General features: G+C 73.6%; 15 protein-coding genes. 3 read left to right on the top strand and 12 right to left on the bottom strand.

Annotation, left to right across the window (positions count from 1 at the left end; translation table 11 throughout):
• Positions 1–29: 29 nt before the first annotated feature.
• From nadD to BLV05_RS14445, 3 genes are read right to left on the bottom strand one after another with little or no spacing between them, the layout of a single operon-like run.
• Positions 30–626, bottom strand: coding sequence for a nicotinate-nucleotide adenylyltransferase (nadD, locus tag BLV05_RS14450; protein WP_231948818.1), 597 nt, complete (start codon positions 624–626; stop codon positions 30–32).
• A 27-nt stretch (positions 627–653) separates the two neighbouring features.
• Positions 654–800, bottom strand: coding sequence for a hypothetical protein (locus BLV05_RS35805; protein ID WP_157524253.1), 147 nt, complete (start codon positions 798–800; stop codon positions 654–656).
• 17 nt (positions 801–817) lie between these two features.
• Positions 818–2,065 (bottom strand): glutamate-5-semialdehyde dehydrogenase, encoded by a 1,248-nt coding sequence (locus tag BLV05_RS14445; RefSeq protein ID WP_046767360.1) that lies wholly within the window; start codon positions 2,063–2,065, stop codon positions 818–820.
• 83 nt (positions 2,066–2,148) lie between these two features.
• Between BLV05_RS14445 and BLV05_RS14440 the strand changes: the two genes are divergently transcribed.
• Both BLV05_RS14440 and BLV05_RS14435 read left to right on the top strand, forming a co-directional pair.
• Positions 2,149–2,484: a DMT family transporter gene (locus BLV05_RS14440; RefSeq protein WP_046767361.1), complete on the top strand. Its 336-nt coding sequence runs from the start codon at positions 2,149–2,151 to the stop codon at positions 2,482–2,484.
• Positions 2,465–3,040, top strand: coding sequence for a TetR/AcrR family transcriptional regulator (locus BLV05_RS14435; protein ID WP_046767362.1), 576 nt, complete (start codon positions 2,465–2,467; stop codon positions 3,038–3,040). Before BLV05_RS14440 ends, BLV05_RS14435 begins: the two co-directional genes overlap by 20 nt.
• A 52-nt stretch (positions 3,041–3,092) precedes the next feature.
• Here the strand turns inward: BLV05_RS14435 and BLV05_RS14430 are convergent, their stop codons facing one another.
• The 7 genes from BLV05_RS14430 to BLV05_RS14400 form a co-directional block, all read right to left on the bottom strand.
• Positions 3,093–4,301: an LPXTG cell wall anchor domain-containing protein gene (locus BLV05_RS14430; RefSeq protein ID WP_052762218.1), complete on the bottom strand. Its 1,209-nt coding sequence runs from the start codon at positions 4,299–4,301 to the stop codon at positions 3,093–3,095.
• A gap of 126 nt (positions 4,302–4,427) precedes the next feature.
• The gene (gene proB, locus BLV05_RS14425; protein ID WP_046767363.1) at positions 4,428–5,570 is read right to left on the bottom strand and encodes a glutamate 5-kinase; all 1,143 of its coding nucleotides are present in this window, start codon (positions 5,568–5,570) and stop codon (positions 4,428–4,430) included.
• Positions 5,567–6,910: a GTPase ObgE gene (obgE, locus tag BLV05_RS14420; RefSeq protein WP_046767481.1), complete on the bottom strand. Its 1,344-nt coding sequence runs from the start codon at positions 6,908–6,910 to the stop codon at positions 5,567–5,569. The genes proB and obgE overlap by 4 nt, the downstream gene beginning before the upstream one ends.
• A 100-nt stretch (positions 6,911–7,010) precedes the next feature.
• Positions 7,011–7,271: a 50S ribosomal protein L27 gene (rpmA, locus tag BLV05_RS14415; RefSeq protein ID WP_046767364.1), complete on the bottom strand. Its 261-nt coding sequence runs from the start codon at positions 7,269–7,271 to the stop codon at positions 7,011–7,013.
• 14 nt (positions 7,272–7,285) lie between these two features.
• A complete protein-coding gene (rplU, locus tag BLV05_RS14410) occupies positions 7,286–7,600 on the bottom strand; it encodes a 50S ribosomal protein L21 (protein ID WP_046767365.1) in 315 nt (104 codons plus the stop codon).
• Positions 7,601–7,725: 125 nt separating this feature from the next.
• Positions 7,726–10,884 (bottom strand): Rne/Rng family ribonuclease, encoded by a 3,159-nt coding sequence (locus BLV05_RS37000; RefSeq protein WP_052762219.1) that lies wholly within the window; start codon positions 10,882–10,884, stop codon positions 7,726–7,728.
• Between the two features lie 464 nt (positions 10,885–11,348).
• A complete protein-coding gene (locus BLV05_RS14400) occupies positions 11,349–12,071 on the bottom strand; it encodes a TIGR03936 family radical SAM-associated protein (protein ID WP_046767366.1) in 723 nt (240 codons plus the stop codon).
• Positions 12,072–12,193: 122 nt separating this feature from the next.
• Between BLV05_RS14400 and BLV05_RS14395 the strand changes: the two genes are divergently transcribed.
• Positions 12,194–13,576: an FAD-binding oxidoreductase gene (locus BLV05_RS14395; RefSeq protein ID WP_046767367.1), complete on the top strand. Its 1,383-nt coding sequence runs from the start codon at positions 12,194–12,196 to the stop codon at positions 13,574–13,576.
• Between the two features lie 11 nt (positions 13,577–13,587).
• On the opposite strand, the gene BLV05_RS14390 is transcribed toward BLV05_RS14395, so the two are convergent.
• On the bottom strand, positions 13,588–14,412 hold the full coding sequence (locus BLV05_RS14390) for a PhzF family phenazine biosynthesis protein (protein ID WP_046767368.1): 825 nt from the start codon (positions 14,410–14,412) through the stop codon (positions 13,588–13,590).
• Positions 14,413–14,997: 585 nt separating this feature from the next.
• On the bottom strand, positions 14,998–16,920 hold the full coding sequence (locus BLV05_RS14385) for a TIGR03960 family B12-binding radical SAM protein (RefSeq protein ID WP_046767369.1): 1,923 nt from the start codon (positions 16,918–16,920) through the stop codon (positions 14,998–15,000).
• Positions 16,921–17,012 lie beyond the last annotated feature (92 nt).

Raw genomic sequence — 17,012 nt, 5'->3', positions numbered from 1 at the left:
GGGACCGGGACGTTGACCGGTCCAGCGTCTCATGCCTCGACGTAGAGGCCGCGTTTGTTGATGTACTGGACGATGCCGTCGGGCACCAGGTACCAGATCGGCTCGTCGCCCCTGACCCGGTGCCGGCACTCGCTGGACGAGATCGCCAGCGCCGGCACCTCGACCAGCGTCACCTTGTCCTCCGGCAGCCCGACGGCGGAGAGGTCGTGCCCGGGCCGGGTGCAGCCGACGAAGTGGGCCAGCTCGAACAGCTCGTCGTGGTCGCGCCAGGACAGGATCTGCCCGAGCGCGTCGGCGCCGGTGATGAAGAACAGCTCGGTGTCGTCGCCGTAGTGCGCACGGAGGTCGCGGAGCGTGTCGACGGTGTAGGTGGGGCCGGCGCGGTCGATGTCGACCCGGCTGACGGAGAACACCGGGTTCGACGCCGTCGCGATGACCGTCATGAGGTAGCGGTCCTCGGGCGGCGTGACGACGCGCTCGGTCTTCTGCCACGGCTGGCCGGTGGGCACGAAGACCACCTCGTCGAGGTGGAACCAGTGCTGCACCTCGCTGGCCGCCACCAGGTGGCCGTGATGGATGGGGTCGAACGTCCCACCCATGACACCGAGCCGCTTCGGGTTGCTCACCGACACACCGTAGTGCGCGCAGCCTGCTCAGGCGTGCGGCCGCCCCCTGCCGAAGCTCAGCACGATGTACAGCAGCAGGAGGAGAATGCCGAACGCGGAGAGGCCCCAGGCCCACGCGGGAAACCCCTCCGACGAGGAGTGCGCCTCCTCGGCCAGCAGCACGACGGTGTCCATGCTGCGCAAGCCTACCGTCAGCCTCTGACGTGCCCGTCACCGGTGACGACGTACGTGGTGGTGGTGAGCTCCGGCAGGCCCATCGGGCCGCGGGCGTGCAGCTTCTGCGTCGAGATGCCGATCTCGGCGCCGAAGCCGAGCTGCTCGCCGTCGGTGAACCGGGTGGAGGCGTTGACCATGACGGCGGCGGAGTCGGTCGTGGCGGCGAACCGGCGCGACGCGTCGAGCGACCGGGTGACGATGGCCTCGGTGTGCCCGCTCCCCCACCGCCGGATGTGCGCCACGGCGTCGTCGAGGGTGTCGACGACGGCGGCGGCGAGGTCGAGCGAGAGGTACTCGGCGGCCCAGTCGTCGTCGGTGGCCGGCGCGACCGCGTCGTCGTAGCCCCGGACCCGCTCGTCGCCGTGCACGGTGACCCCGGCGTCGCGCAGCGCGGCGAGCGCGGCCGGCAGGAACTCGGCCGCGACACCGGCGTGCACGAGCAGCGTCTCGGCGGCGTTGCACACGCTGGGCCGCTGCGTCTTCGCGTTGAGCAGGATCTGCAGCGCCATGGCGAGATCGGCGTCGGCGTCGACGTACACGTGGCAGTTGCCGACCCCGGTCTCGATGACGGGGACGGTCGACTCCTCGACGACGCTGCGGATCAGCCCGGCGCCGCCGCGCGGGATGAGCACGTCGACCAGGCCGCGCGCCCGCATGAGCTCCTTCGCCTGGTCGTGCCCGCCCGCGACCAGCTGGACGGCGGCGCCCGGCAGCCCGGCGGACTCCACGGCGGCCGACAGCACGCCTACGATCGCCTCGTTGGACGCCGCGGCACTGGAGGACCCCTTGAGCAGGACCGCGTTGCCGCTCTTCAGCGCCAGCCCGGCGGCGTCGGCGGTGACGTTGGGACGGGCCTCGTAGATGATGCCGACGACGCCCAGCGGCACCCGGCGCTGGGTGACCTGCAGGCCGTTGGGCAGCGTGTACCCACGGCACACCTCGCCGACGGGGTCGGGCAGGCCGGCGACCTGCCGCAGCCCGCTCGCCATGCCGGCGATGCGCTGGTCGTCGAGCCGCAGCCGGTCGATCATCGCCTCGGCGGTGCCGGACTCGCGGGCCCGCTCGACGTCGGCGGCGTTGCGCTCGATGATCGCCGCGGCGTTCGCGACCAGCGCGTCGGCCATGGCGTGCAGGGCGGCGTCCTTCTCGGCGCGGGTGCGGACGGCCAGCTCGGCGGCGGCCGTGCGGGCGGCGCGGCCCAGGTCGGCGACGGTTGTGGTCACCCGCTCAGTCTAGTGGCGGGGTTGCGCCGACATCTTCTTGAACTATCATTCAATTTGAATGTTGGTTCAAGAAAGGTGGATCGATGGCGTACGTCTTCCTGACCGGCGCGATCATCGCGGAGCTGATCGGCGCGATCTCGACCCGGTACAGCGACGGCTTCACCCGGCCGGTCCCCACGACCATCACCGCGGTGGGCGTGCTCGCCGCCTACTTCCTGCTGTCGCGCGCGCTGCGCGAGGGCATGGGCATCGGGGTCGCGTACGGCATCTGGGCGGCGACCGGCGTGACGCTGGTGGCGATCATCGGGATCGCGCTGGGCGACCGGCTGACCTGGATCCAGGCCGGCGGCGTGGCGCTGGTGATCGGCGGGGTGCTGGCACTGGAACTGGGAGCGGCGCATGCACCGGCCGCCGGCTGACCCCGCGGCCGCCGACGGGCGGCTGGCGCGCGGCGAGCGGCGGCGCGCGTCGATCATCGCCAGCACGCTGCGCGACATCGAGGAGCGCGGGGTCGCCGGGGTCACCCACCGGACGGTCGCCGAGCGGGCCGGCGTGCGCCCGTCGCTGGTCGCCTACCACTTCGCGACCCTCGACGACCTGCTGGTGGCCGCGCTGGAGTCGGCCGCCGCGCAGTATCGCGAGCAGTACGAGGCGCTGGTCGCGGCCGGGACGACACCGCTGGCCGCGATCGCCCGGATCGTCGCCGACGCCAGCGGCCCGGGCCGGGCCCGCGCCCTGGCCGAGCGGGAGCTGATCCTGCTGGCCGCCCGTCGGCCGGCGCTGCGGCCGCTCACGACGCACTGGTCGGAGCTGGTGGCCCAGGCGGTGTCGGGCCACACCACCGATCCGCAGGCCGTCCAGGTGGTCATCGCGGTCACCGACGGCATCTGTACCCGGATCCTGCTCGGCGAGACCGACATCGACGCCGACGCGATCCACGCCCGTCTGGAGCGGCTGCTCGCCGCTCTGTGGTGAAGGGCCCGGCCCGCCTCGACCAGGTGGCGGACCGGGCCCCGTTCCGGACGGGTCAGGCGCTCGCGCGCCGGGCCCGCAGGACGACCAGCCCGACGCCGACGCCGAGCAGGACGACGGCCACCAGCGGCAGCAGCGTGTCGCCGGCGCCGGTGTCCGGCAGGTCCTCACCGCCGGAGCCGTTCGCCGCGCCGTCGTCGTCGGCGTCCTCGGTGGCTCCGTCGTCGGCGGCCCCGTCGTCGGCGCCTGCCTCGGCCCCGTCGTCGGCACCGTTCTCGGCGGCACCGTTCTCGGCAGCACCGTTCTCATCGGCGCCGTTCTCGTCCGAGCCGGCCTCGGCAGCACCGTTCTCGTCCGTGCCCGCCTCGGCGGCGCCACCGTCGGCACCGTCGTCGGAGCCGCTCTCGTCCGCACCGACGTCGGTGCCGCTCTCGTCCGAACCGTTCTCGTCGGAACCGGACTCGTCCGAGCCGCTCTCGTCGGAGCCGGACTCGTCGCCGCCGGCGCCCGGGATCACGGTGAACGGCGCGCTGTTGCCCTGGTCGAGGTCACCCTCCGGGGTGATCAGCCAGGTGTCGACCAGGTACTCGCCCTCGGCCAGGTTCTCGGCCGGGTCGAAGCTCCAGTCCTTGTAGGTGAACTGGTTCGGCGGGAAGGTCCAGGTACCCTCCCAGACCGTGACCTCGGGGTAGATCGGCTCGCCCTCGGTCTGCGCGAGCCACTCGACCTCCTCGCCGTCGGCAGTGGTGCCGGTCAGCCGCAGCAGGACGATGCCGTCGAAGTTCTGGTTGCCGCTGAACACGAAGTCGCCGGTGATCTGGTCCGTTTGGCCCGGCAGCGGCAAACGGATGTGCGAGCCGTCGATGTCGACGTGCAGGTCGGCGATGACGACCTCGGTGACCGAGGCGCCGTCCTCCTGCCGGACGTCGGCGTCGAAGTGCTCGCCCTCGGGCGGCAGGTCCTCCGCCGGGACGGGGAGGTACCAGGCGCCGGCGCCGTCGACCGTGGTCGAGCCGACCGGTGCGCCCGCGACGGAGACGGTGACGGTGGCGCCGGGCGCCCCGGCGCCGTGGAACACGGGCGGGTCGTAGAAGCGGGCGCCGTCGCTCGGCCACCGGACGTCGAGGGGTTCGCCCTCGCGGGTCTCGGCCACGACGACGGCGGGAACGATGGCATCGGCGGGCGCGACGGCCGCGATGCCGGCGAGGGCCGTGGCCGCCAGCACGCCGAGGGCGCGCGGCAGTACGGCTCGGATTCGGTTCATAACGGGTACTCCAGAGCTCAGCAGTTCATCGATGGGTGTGGTGTGCCCGTGATGTGCCCGAGGTGGCGTGCCCGAACCGGTGCGGATCTCCCGATTGCCGGGGAAAAGCTAACACATAGGGACGAACTAGCGGCGCGGCCGGCCGAGCAGCACGAGGTCGTCGCGGTGGACCACCTCACGCTCGTACTCCGGCCCGAGGTCGCGGGCCAGGTCCTTGGTCGACCGGCCCAGCAGCGCCGGCAACTCGGCGGCGTCGTAGTTCACCACGCCGCGGGCCACCGTGCGGCCGATCTCGTCCAGCAGGTCGACCGGGTCGCCGGCGGTGAACGTGCCGGTGACGGTGGTGATGCCGGCCGGAAGCAGGGACGCGCCGCGCTCGACGACGGCCCGCACCGCGCCCGCGTCGAGCGTGAGCGAGCCGCGGCCGTCGGTGGCGTGCTCGAGCCAGAGCAACCGGGTGGCGCGGCGCCCGGCGCGGCGGTGGAACCAGGTGCCGGCGGGGTCGCCGGCCAGCACGGCCGACACCTCGGGCGCCGACGCCAGCACGACGTCGATGCCGGAGCCGGTGGCGATGGAGGCCGCCTCGACCTTCGTCACCATGCCGCCGCTGCCCAGCCCGGACCGGCCGGCCGCGCCGATGTCGATGCCGTCGAGGTCGGACAGGCTGTGCACGTCGGCGAGCCGGGTGGCGCCGGCCTTGTGCGGGTTGCCGTCGTAGAGGCCGTCGACGTCGGACAGCAGCACCAGCAGGTCGGCATGGACCAGCTGGGCGACCAGCGCGGCGAGGCGGTCGTTGTCGCCGAAGCGGATCTCGTGGGTGGCGACGGTGTCGTTCTCGTTCACGACCGGCACGACGCCGAGCTGCAGCAGCTGGTGCAGCGTCCGGTAGGCGTTGCGGTAGTGCGCGCGGCGGGTGACGTCGTCGACCGTCAGCAGCACCTGGCCGACCCGCAGGCCGTGACCGGCGAACGCGGACGTGTAGTTCGCCATCAGCAGGCCCTGCCCGACGCTCGCGGCGGCCTGCTGACGGGCGAGGTCGCGCGGGCGCGTGGCCAGGCCCAGCGGCGCCAGCCCGGCGGCGATGGCGCCGGACGACACCAGCACCACCTCGCGGCCCGACGCGCGCGCCTTCGCCAGCGCGTCGACCACCGTGGCCACGCGGGCGTCGTCGATGCCGCCGTGCGTCGTGGTGAGCGACGACGACCCGACCTTCACGACCACCCGCTGCGCGGTCGCGAGGGCGCCGCGCGTGCCCGCCCCGCCGCTCATGACAACCGGGAGTCCGTCCCGCGCGGCCCGAGGTGCTCGCCGCCGGCGCTGACGCTGGGCTCCCAGTCGAACACGACCGCGTCCTCGCCGCCGATGACCACTTCGTCGCCGGCGTGGGCGCCGGCCCGGATGAGCGCCTCCTCGACGCCGAGCCGCGCCAGCCGGTCGGCGAGGTAGCCGACCGCCTCGTCGTTGGTGAAGTCGGTCTGCCGGATCCAGCGCTCCGGCTTCAGGCCGCGGATGCGGTAGCGCTCGCCCTCGTCGGTGACGGTGAACCCGGAGTCGTCGACGGCGGCCGGGCGCAGGACCAGGCGGGTCGGCTCGGGCGCGGGCGCGGCGGCCCGGGCCGAGGCGACCAGCGAGCCCATGGCGTACGTCAGCTCCCGCAGGCCCTCGTGGGTGGCGGCGGAGATCGGGAAGACCTCCCAGCCGCGGGCCTCGACGTCGGCCCGGACGAGGTCGGCCAGCTCGCGCGCCTCGGGAACGTCGATCTTGTTCAGCGCGACCATGCGCGGCCGCTTGTCGAGGCCGCCGTACTTCTCCAGCTCGGACTCGATGAGGTCGATGTCGGTGAGCGGGTCGCGGCCCGGCTCCATCGTGGCGAGGTCGACGACGTGCAGCAGCGCCTTGCAGCGCTCCACGTGGCGGAGGAACGCGTGGCCGAGCCCGCGGCCCTCGCTGGCCCCCTCGATCAGCCCGGGCACGTCGGCGACGGTGTAGCGGACGTCGCCGGCCTCGACGACGCCGAGGTTCGGGACCAGCGTCGTGAACGGGTAGTCGGCGATCTTCGGCCGGGCCGCGGAGATGGCCGCGATGAGGCTGGACTTGCCGGCGCTCGGGAAGCCGACCAGGCCGACGTCGGCGACGCTCTTCAGCTCGAGCACGACGTCCTTGGCCTCGCCCGGCTCGCCGAGCAGCGCGAACCCGGGCGCCCGGCGGCGCTTGCTGGCCAGTGCGGCGTTGCCCAGCCCGCCGTGGCCGCCCTGAGCCGCGATGAAACGGGTGCCGGCGCCGACGAGGTCGACCAGGACCTCGCCGTCGCGGGTGCTGACCACGGTGCCGTCGGGCACCTTCAGCTCGATGTCGCCGCCGTTGGCGCCGTCGCGGTTGCTGCCCTCTCCCTGGCTGCCGTTCGTCGCCTTGCGGTGCGGCGAACGATGGTAGTCGAGCAGCGTGGTGGTGTTGGGGTCGACGACGAGGACGATGTCGCCGCCGCGGCCGCCGTCGCCGCCGTCGGGCCCGCCCAGCGGCTTGAACTTCTCGCGGTGGACCGACACGCAGCCGTGTCCGCCGTCACCTGCTGCCAGATGCAGCACGACGCGGTCCACGAACGACGGAATGGCCATGTCTCTTTGTCCTCAGAACAGAAAAGGGCGGGCCGGTCGAGTGACCGGCCCGCCCTGATGCTTCAGGTGTACTGCTGCTCGCGTGGAGCGGGGGTCACTCCCCCGCCGGCACGACGATGTTGACGACCTTGCGGCCACGCTTGACGCTGAACTCCACAGCGCCCGCCGACGTGGCGAACAGGGTGTCGTCCTTGCCGCGGCCGACGTTGTCGCCCGGGTGGAAGTGGGTGCCGCGCTGACGGACGATGATCTCGCCCGAGTTGACCAGCTGGCCGCCGAAGCGCTTCACGCCGAGTCGCTGAGCGTTGGAGTCGCGCCCGTTCTTGCTGGACGAGGCGCCCTTCTTGTGAGCCATCTCGAGGTACCTGCCTACTTCGTCTCGATGCCGGTGACCTTGACCTGGGTGTACTTCTGGCGGTGCCCCTGGCGCCGCCGGTACCCGGTCTTGTTCTTGTACCGGAGGATGTGGATCTTCGGGCCCTTGGTGGCGCCGACGATCTCGGCCGTGACCGACACGCCGGCCAGCTTCTTGGCGTCGGTGGTCACGGTCTCACCGTCGACGAGCAGGACCGCCGGCAGCGTGACGGTGGCGCCGACCTCGGCGTTGTTGAGCTGGTCGACGTCGATGACGTCTCCGACGGAGACCTTTCTCTGGTTACCGCCGCTGCGGACGATCGCGTACACCGCGGACTCACTCTCTCACTCGGGCTTCGGGCGCGCATGCCGACGCTCGTGGAGCGGGCACGCGGGTACGGGCGCGAAGAGCGCCGACGCCCTAGGGTACGGAATTGGTCAGGGTCGGGTCAAACTCAGGGGACGGGGCTGCCGGCCGGGCGTTCGGCCCGGCGCCGGGTACGACGCGGGCGCGTCGGCTCCGGTGCGGACTCGTCCGCCGGCTCGGTGGACTCGGACGCCGGGTCCGGCGCCGTCACCAGCGACTCCGCGGGCGGCGGAGGCGGCGGTGGCGGCGTGGTGACCGGCGCTGCGGCGGCGGGCGCCGTGGCGTCGCGGGCGTCCGTCGGGTCGGAGCCGGCCCAGCCCGTGGGCGTGGCCGGTGCCGTGGCGTCGCCGGCGCTCGCCGGGTCCGAACCCGCCCAGCCGGTCTCGCCGGTGGCGGCGGCCGGCTCGGCCGTCTTCGCGGAGCTGCCGGCGGCGCGCACCGCCCGCCGGCGACGGGAGGACGTGCGGGTCGCGCCGGCCTCGGGCGTCGTCGCGGCGGCCTCGGTGGCCGCGGCGGGCTCGGCCGGCCGCTCACCGCCGTCGTGACCGTTGCCGTGGTCGTCGCCGTGCCCGTTGCCGTTGGCGCCGACCGGCATGAGGTCGGCCGGCGATGCCTCGCCGGGGCTGGCCAGGGCCTCGAGCTTCGGCGTCAGAGCCTCGACCGGCTGTGCCACCGGCGCGGGCGCCGGGTCGGCCTTGCGGCGCCGGCCACGGCGCTCGGAGCGGCTGGACGAGCGGCCCTCGTCGGAGCCGGAGGAGCCCGACGACCCGCCGGAGGAGGAGCCGTTGCCGGACTCGACCGGGTGGGTGTGGATGAGCAGGCCGCGGCCCTTGCAGTGCGGGCACGGCTCGCTGAACGCCTCGAGCAGGCCGGTGCCGATGCGCTTGCGGGTCATCTGCACCAGGCCGAGCGACGTGACCTCGGCGACCTGGTGCTTGGTGCGGTCGCGGCCGAGGCACTCGACCAGGCGGCGCAGCACGAGGTCGCGGTTGGCCTCGAGCACCATGTCGATGAAGTCGATGACGATGATGCCGCCGATGTCGCGCAGCCGCAGCTGGCGCACGATCTCTTCGGCCGCCTCGAGGTTGTTCTTGGTGACCGTCTCTTCGAGGTTGCCGCCGGAGCCGGTGAACTTGCCGGTGTTGACGTCGACGACGGTCATGGCCTCGGTGCGGTCGATGACCAGCGAGCCGCCGCTGGGCAGCCAGACCTTGCGGTCCATGGCCTTGGCGATCTGCTCGTCGATGCGGAACGCGGCGAAGACGTCGTCGGTGCCGGTCCACTTCTCCACGCGCTCGCGCAGCGAGCCGGCGACGCTGGAGACGTACTCCTCGATGGTGTCCCAGGCGCGGTCACCGGAGACGACCAGCTTGGTGAAGTCCTCGTTGAAGAGGTCGCGGACCACCTTGATGGCGAGGTCGGGCTCGCCGTGCAGCAGCTGCGGGGCGTTGCCGGAGGACTTCTTGCGCAGCGCCTCCCACTCGGCCTTCAGCCGCGCGACGTCGTTGGTGAGCTCCTCCTCGGAGGCGCCCTCGGCGGCGGTGCGGACGATGACGCCGGCGTCCTCGGGGACGACCTGCTTGAGGATCTTCTTCAGCCGGGTCCGCTCGGTGTCGGGCAGCTTGCGGCTGATGCCGTTCATCGACCCGCCGGGGACGTACACGACGTAGCGGCCGGGGAGGCTGACCTGGCTGGTCAGCCGGGCGCCCTTGTGGCCGATGGGGTCCTTGGTGACCTGCACCAGCACCGCCTGGCCGGACTTGAGGACGTCCTCGATGCGCTTCGGGCCGTCGGACTTGCCCAGGCCGCTCCAGTCGACCTCGCCGGCATACAGGACGGCGTTGCGGCCGCGGCCGATGTCGACGAACGCCGCCTCCATGGCCGGCAGCACGTTCTGTACCCGGCCGAGGTAGACGTTGCCGATCAGCGACTGCTGCGAGGCGCGGCTGACGTAGTGCTCGACCAGCACGTCGTCCTCGAGGACGGCGATCTGGGTGAGGTCGCCGGACTGCCGGACCGCCATGACGCGGTCGACGGCCTCGCGGCGGGCCAGGAACTCGGCCTCGGAGAGGATCGGCGGACGGCGCCGGCCGGCCTCGCGGCCCTCGCGGCGGCGCTGCTTCTTCGCCTCGAGACGGGTCGAGCCCTTGACCGAGGTGACCTCGTCGTCGACCTCGCGCCCGTCGCGGACCCGCACGACGGTGTTCGGCGGGTCGTCCGCGCGGGGCTCGTCGCCGTCGTCGTTGCGGCGGCGACGGCGCCTGCGACGACGGCGGCTGCCGCCCTCGTCGGAGTCGCCGTGGTCGTCGCCATGGTCGTCGTCCGCGTCGCCCTGGGCGTCGTCGGACTCGGCCTGGTCGTCGTCGGAGTCGTCGTCGCCGGAGGCGTCGGGGCCGTCGTCGGAGCGACGGCGGCGGCCGCGGCCACCGCGGCGGCGGCGCCGGCGGCGGGTGGCGTCGCCGTCGTCGTCGGAGTCGTCGTCACCGGAGGCGTCGGCGGTGGCCTCGGGCTCCTCCTCGGCCTCCTCGGCCTCGACCTCGGCCTCGACCTCGGGCTCGGGCTCGGGCTCGGGTTCCGGCTCGGGCTTCGCGCGCCGGCGGCCGCGGACCGGCTCGGCGGCCTCGGGGTCGGGCGCGGCGAACAGCGGCGCGGCGGAGAACGTCGGGGGCTGGAACAGGACGGCCGAAGCGCTCGCCTCGGTGGCCGCGCTCTCGGCCCCGGACGGCGCGAACGCCGGGCTCGGGTCGGCGAAGGCGGCGGCGGAGGTCTCGTCGTCGGCGGCGTCGTCGACCGGCAGCGGCTCGAAGGCCGGCTGGGCGGTCTTGCGCGACCGGGATCGCTTGCGCGGCGCGGGCGCCTCGGCCACGGCGGCGGGCGCCTCGACCGGGTCCGGCGCCTCGGCGGCGACCGGCGTCTCGGCGGCCTCGTCGACCGCGAGCAGCCCGGCGTCGGCCTCGGCGGCCACCGCCTTGCGGCCGGCGGCCTTCTTCGCCGGGGCCTTCTTGGCGGTCTTCTTCGCGGCCGCCTTCTTGGCAGCGGCCTTCTTCGCCGTCTTCCTGGCCGGTGCGGCCGGGTCGTCCTCGCTGGTCACCGGCTCGCCGGCGTCGTGGAGGGTGGGCTCGACCGGCGGGCCAGCGGCCCGGCTGGCGGCGCGACGACGGCGCGGCTGCGCCGGCTCGGTGCTGACGGTGCCGGCCTCGGCCGGCGAGGTGGTATCTCCGGACGAGCCGGGGCTGTCTTCCTGCATATGGTGCACTCCTGTCGGCCCGGTGGATGGGGCGCCGCGCCTTGCTCGGCGCGCTGCCGCCCATCTGCCGGGGCACTACATCGGGCCATCTGCGGCGACCGCACGGTCGCTACAGGTGGAAAGCCTGTGATCGGCGACGTCCTCCGGACCTGTGCGTCGTCGGGCCGTGCTCAGCGCCCGCCGCGGCGGCGCACCCTGGACGGGGGCCTCGCGGCTGGGCGGTCTGGCGGACCCAGCGTGCCGAGCGACTCCGCGGCAACCGTGGTCGACCACACGGGACGTCGGCGAGAACGTCGTCGGACCGAGCGGCGTGTACCGCCCGACCAGTTCCGAGTATCGCACATGTCAGCCCGGAAACCGTGACGACGGCCGCCCGCCACCCCCGCGGCGACCCCGAAACGGCCCATATCACCGCAGGTCAGAATGCAAGCCTTACCGTGTGCCATAGATCACGTCACGCTGTGTCACGTGTCGCGCCCGGGCGCGTCCGCCAGCGGATCGCCCAGCACGCCGGTGTCGTCGTCCCACTCGCCCTGGGCCAGCCGGACGGTACGCGGCGGCTGCGGCGGGGTGAACCCGGCCACCAGGCGCAGCCCGGCCAGCACCTCGTCGGGCCGCACCGTCGGCGACTGGTGCCGGACGACGGCCCGCAGCGTGACCGGGTCGGCGTCGGTGTCGGCGGTCAGCCGCAGCACCGCCGCCCGCGGGTCCAGCTGCCGCACGCCGTTCTTCGTCAGCCGCTCGACCGGCACCGACGCGGCCGCCAGGAACGTCGTCACCGCCGCCGCGGCCTGCCCGGGCACCGCGCCGGGCAGCTCGATCGCCCAGCTCGACGCCTGCAGCCGGTCGGCCAGCGCGCCGGGACCGGCCTCGACCACCTCGACGACGTCCAGGCCGGGCGGCAGCGCGGCGTCCAGCGCGGCCCGCACCTGCTCGGGGTCGCAGACCCGGGTGACCGCCAGCTCGAGGTACTCGGCCTCGCTGGCGGCGCCGGTGGGCGCGGCGCCGGCGTAGGACACCCGCGGGTGCGGCGTGAACCCCTGCGACCAGGCCATCGGCACGTCGGCGCGGCGCAGCGCCCGCTCGAACGCGCGCTGGAAGTCGCGGTGGCTGGTGAACCGCAGCCGGCCGCGCTTGGCGAACCGGACGCGGAGCTTCTGGACGGCGGGAAGCTGCTGGTGCGGCACGGTGCTCAGGGGTCGGTCCTCTCGGCACGGGCCGGCGGAATCGCCGGTCGGACACCCATTGTCGCGCGCGGGCGGCGGGCGTACGTTCGAGCCAGTCATTCGCTGTTCCGGGGGGCAGAACGATGACCGACCTGCGCGACGACCCGACGTTCGACGGCCTGCGGTCGCTGCTGGCCGGCGACCTGCTGACGCCGGAGTCCCCGGGCTACGACGACGCCCGGACCGTCTTCAACGCGATGATCGACGTCCGCCCGGGCCTGGTCGTGCAGTGCACGGGCCGCGCCGACGTCGCGCTGGCCGTGGCGTTCGCCCGCGAGCACGGCCTCGAGGTGTCCGTCCGCGGCGGCGGGCACAGCGTCGCCGGGCTGGCGCTCACCGACGGCGGCCTGGTGGTCGACCTGCGCCGGATGAACGCCGTCAGCGTCGACCCGATCGCCCGCACGGCCACCGTCGGCGGCGGCGCCACCATGGCCGATCTGGACCGCGCCTGCGCGCCGCACGGCCTTGCCACGACCGGCGGCCGGGTGTCGACGACCGGCGTCGGCGGGTTCGTGCTCGGCGGCGGCACCGGCTGGCTGGACCGGCTGTTCGGCCTGGCCTGCGACAACCTGCTCGAGGCCGAGGTGGTGACGGCCGACGGCGAGATCGTCCGCGCCGCCGAGGACCTCCATCCGGAGCTGTTCTGGGCGCTGCACGGCGGCGGCGGCAACTTCGGCGTCGTGACGTCGATGACGCTGCGGCTGCACGCGCTCGAGGAGTCCACGCTGGGCCTGCTGCTCTGGCCGCCGGAGCGCGGGCCCGAGATCGTCCGCCTGGTCCGGGACCTGTTCCTGGACGCCCCGGACACCCTCGGCGGCGGCGCGATCTACCTCACCGGCCCGGAGGGCGAGGACTTCGTGCCCGCGGACCTGGCCGGACGGCTGGCGGTGGCCGCCGTCCTCGTGCACGCCGGGAGCGAGCGGTCGCTGCGCGACCTGGCGGCGCCGCTGTTCGACGCGGCGCCCGCGGGCGCCATGGTGGCCGAGCTGCCCTACGACGAGCTGCAGTCGGCCCTGGACGACCCGCCCGGCCACCGCAACTACTGGTCCGCCGAGCACCTGGTGTCGCTGCCGGACGAGGCCATCGACGCGTTCTGCGCGCAGGCGGCCGGCATGGTCGTGCCGTCGGCGTCGCAGCACGTGCTGTTCGCGATGGGCGGTGCGGTCGCCCGCGGCCCGCGCGGCTACCCGATCCCGTGGCGGCACGCCGGCTGGGTGGTGCATCCGTTCGGACTGTGGACCGACCCCGCCGACGACGACCGCGGCCGGCAGTGGGCGCGCGACGTCTGCGCCGCCGTCCGGCCGTGGAGCACCGGCGCCGTCTACCTCAACTTCATCGGCGACGAGGGCCAGGACCGGGTGGTGTCCGGGTTCGGCGAGGACGGCTATCAGCGGCTGGCCGCGGTCAAGGCGCGTTACGACCCGACGAACCTGTTCCGGCGCAACCACAACGTCCGGCCGGCCTGACCGGACGCGGGTCAGACGGAGCGCAGCTCGCCCTCCAGGACGGTCCGCGCCCGGCCGGAGAGCTCGAGGCGGTCGCCGCGCATCGTCACCCCGACGGTGCCGCCGCGGGCCGACAGCTGCACGCCGGTCAGCGGGCTGCCGTCGGGGCGGCCGAGCTCCTTGGCCCAGTACGGCCCGAGCACGCAGTGCGCCGACCCCGTCACCGGGTCCTCCGGGACGCCCTGCGTCGGCGCGAAGAACCGGGACACGAAGTCGTACGGCGCGGCGTCGTCGGCCCGGGCGGTGACGATGACGCCGCGCGCCTCGACCGTGGCCAGCGCGGCGACGTCGGGCGTGAGACCGCGCACCGCTGCCTCGGAGTCCACGACCACGAGCACGTCGAACCGGCTCCGGCCGGTCCACCCGGGCGTGACGCCGAGCGCCGCGGCCAGCCCGTCCGGCGGCGCCACCGCCTGCGCCGGCAGCGACGGGAAGTCCATGCCGACCGCGCCGGACCGGTCGCGCGTGACGGTGAGGACGCCGCTGCGGGTGCTGAACCGGATCGGGCCGGACTCGCCGCGCTCGAACAGCACGTGCGCCGTCGCCAGGGTGGCGTGACCGCACAGGTCGACCTCGACCTCCGGCGTGAACCAGCGCAGCCGGTAGTCGACCGCCGGCGTGGCCCGGGCCGCCTCGTCGCCCTCGACGGGCTCGACGAACGCGGTCTCGGAGTGTTTCAGCTCGGCCGCGACGGACTGCATCCACTCGTCGGTGACCGGACGGTCGAGCAGGCACACGCCGGCCGGGTTGCCACCGAAGGGACGATCGGTGAACGCGTCGACGACGAGGATCCGCACGCTCCCAGCCTACGAGCCCGCCGTCACATGATCACCCGCGATCCCACTGGTCCGGTATGAGCGGGTTGCCCGACGTTAGCCGGGGGGGTGCTGGGCGTGCCGAGTGGGCCGTCCCCCTGCTGCCCATTCTCTTTGGCCACGCACCCGCGCCTCAAGCGGACTATTGGGGCGCTTCGCGCGACGATGACCGCTTGACCCGCAGGCCCGCGGCACAAGAACGGGCACCTATCAGGGGGACGGGGAAGAACTGCGCACGCCGTTGGGTTGGCGGCCGTCGGCGATCACCGGCGCCTGGGAGCCTGTTGCGTTTCGGCCGTTGCCGCACTGGAGCGGGAGATCTTCCTGTGCTCGTCGTGCACTGACGGTCCGGCGCCGCCCCTGGCAAGGCTGATCGTCGTGACAGCGCCCGATATGCCCGATCTTGTGCGACGACCAGGCTAGCCAAGGCGGTCGGGCGTCGCGGCGAGATCGACGGCCACGGAAAATCCTTCGGCAACGCCCGCACCGCACGCCGTTCCGGGACAGTCTCCTGGACACCAGCGATCGCCGATGATCACGGAACGGCCACCACAGCAGCGCCGACGGTCAGACCGGGGTGAGCGGCAGCAGCGTGCGGCCGGTCGGGCCGGTCTGGATCTCGGTGCCCATCGACGGGCAGACGCCGCAGTCGAAGCACGGCGTCCAGCGGCAGTCGTCGAGCTCGACCTCGTCGATGGCGTCCTGCCAGTCGTCCCACAGCCAGTCGCGGTCGAGGCCGCTGTCGAGGTGGTCCCAGGGCAGCACCTCGTCGCGGTCGCGCTCGCGGGTGGTGTACCAGGCGAGGTCGACGGGGTCGCCGGCCAGCGCCGTCTCGGTGCAGGCCACCCAGCGCTGGTAGGAGAAGTGCTCGCCCCAGCCGTCGAACCGGCCGCCGTCCTCCCAGACCGCGCGGATGACCCGGCCGACGCGGCGGTCGCCGCGGGACAGCAGGCCCTCGATCATGCTGGGCTTGCCCTCGTGGTAGCGCAGGCCGATGGCCTTGCCGTACCGGCGGTCGGACTTCACCGTCTCGCGCAGCTTGCGCAGCCGGGCGTCGACGACCTCGTGGTCGGCCTGACCGGCCCACTGGAACGGGGTGTGCGGCTTGGGGACGAACCCGCCGATCGACACGGTGCAGCGGATGTCGCCCCGCCCGGACGCCTTGCGGCCGGCCTCGATGACCCGCTTCGCGAGGTCGGCGATGGCCAGCACGTCGTCGTCGGTCTCGGTGGGCAGGCCGCACATGAAGTACAGCTTCACCTGCCGCCAGCCGCTGCTGTAGGCCGTGCTGACGGTGCGGATGAGGTCGTCCTCGCTGACCATCTTGTTGATGACGCGGCGCATGCGCTCGGTGCCGCCCTCGGGCGCGAAGGTCAGCCCGGACCGGCGGCCGTTGCGCGACAGCTCGTCGGCCAGGGTGACGTTGAACGCGTCGACCCGGGTGGACGGCAGCGACAGCGAGGTGTTGGTGCCCTCGTACCGGTCGGCCAGGCCCTTCGCGATGGCGCCGATCTCGGAGTGGTCGGCGCTCGACAGCGACAACAGCCCCACCTCGGCGAAGCCGGAGTTGGCGACGCCCTCGGCCACCATGGCGCCGACGGTCTCGGCGGACCGCTCGCGCACGGGCCGGGTGATCATGCCGGCCTGGCAGAACCGGCAGCCGCGGGTGCAGCCGCGGAAGATCTCGACGCTGTACCGCTCGTGGACGGTCTCGGCCAGCGGCACCAGGGGCTTGCGCGGGTAGGGCCACTGGTCGAGGTCCATGACGGTGTGCTTACGGACGGTCGCGGGCACGCCCGGCCGGTTGGGCACGACCGCCGCGATGGCGCCGTCGGCCTGGTAGCTCACGTCGTAGAACTTCGGCACGTAGACCCCGCCGCCGGCCGCCAGGCGCAGCAGCAGTTCGTCGCGGCCGCCGGGGCTCCCCTCGGCCTTCCACTCGCGCACCACCTCGGTGACGGCGAGCACGATCTCCTCACCGTCGCCCAGCACGGCGGCGTCGAGGAAGTCGGCGACCGGCTCGGGATTGAACGCCGCGTGCCCGCCTGCGATGACGACCGGGTGGTCGTCGCCGCGCTCGGTGGCCAGCGGCGGGACGCCGGCGAGGTCGAGCGCCGTCAGCAGGTTGGTGTAGCCGAGCTCGGTGGCGAACGACACGCCGAGCAGGTCGAACGCGGCGACCGGGCGGTGCGCGTCGACGGTGAACTGGCCGATGCCGTGCTCGCGCATGAGCGCCTCGAGGTCGGGCCAGACCGCGTAGGTGCGCTCGGCCAGCACGCCGTCCTGCTCGTTGAGCAGCTCGTACAGGATCTGGACGCCCTGGTTGGGCAGGCCGACCTCGTAGGCGTCGGGGTACATCAGCGCCCACCGCACCTGGGCGGCGTCCCAGTCCTTCACCGTCGCCCCGAGCTCGCCGCCGACGTACTGGATCGGCTTGGCCACCCTCGCCAGCAACGGCTCGAGCTGGTCGAACAGGGACTCGACGGGCATGACGTCCTACTCACGGGTGGTCTCTCGGGCGGTCACGGGTATGGTATCCACCACGAAGTACCGGGTCTGGGGCACGACCGGACAGCCACGCG

It is taken from the genome of Jiangella alkaliphila, assembly GCF_900105925.1.
GTDB classification, from domain to species: Bacteria; Actinomycetota; Actinomycetes; order Jiangellales; family Jiangellaceae; genus Jiangella; species Jiangella alkaliphila.
This window is presented reverse-complemented; position numbering and strand designations above follow the sequence as displayed.

What these genes read in the sequence shown, in the direction of transcription:
- BLV05_RS14440 (WP_046767361.1), top strand. Translation starts at nt 2,149, where the DNA reads ATGGCGTACGTCTTCCTGACCGGCGCGATCATCGCGGAGCTGATCGGC.
- BLV05_RS14385 (WP_046767369.1), bottom strand. Translation starts at nt 16,920, where the DNA reads ATGCCCGTCGAGTCCCTGTTCGACCAGCTCGAGCCGTTGCTGGCGAGG.
- rpmA (WP_046767364.1), bottom strand. Translation starts at nt 7,271, where the DNA reads ATGGCTCACAAGAAGGGCGCCTCGTCCAGCAAGAACGGGCGCGACTCC.
- BLV05_RS14435 (WP_046767362.1), top strand. Translation starts at nt 2,465, where the DNA reads ATGCACCGGCCGCCGGCTGACCCCGCGGCCGCCGACGGGCGGCTGGCG.
- BLV05_RS14430 (WP_052762218.1), bottom strand. Translation starts at nt 4,301, where the DNA reads ATGAACCGAATCCGAGCCGTACTGCCGCGCGCCCTCGGCGTGCTGGCG.
- BLV05_RS35805 (WP_157524253.1), bottom strand. Translation starts at nt 800, where the DNA reads ATGGACACCGTCGTGCTGCTGGCCGAGGAGGCGCACTCCTCGTCGGAG.
- BLV05_RS14395 (WP_046767367.1), top strand. Translation starts at nt 12,194, where the DNA reads ATGACCGACCTGCGCGACGACCCGACGTTCGACGGCCTGCGGTCGCTG.
- BLV05_RS37000 (WP_052762219.1), bottom strand. Translation starts at nt 10,884, where the DNA reads ATGCAGGAAGACAGCCCCGGCTCGTCCGGAGATACCACCTCGCCGGCC.
- proB (WP_046767363.1), bottom strand. Translation starts at nt 5,570, where the DNA reads ATGAGCGGCGGGGCGGGCACGCGCGGCGCCCTCGCGACCGCGCAGCGG.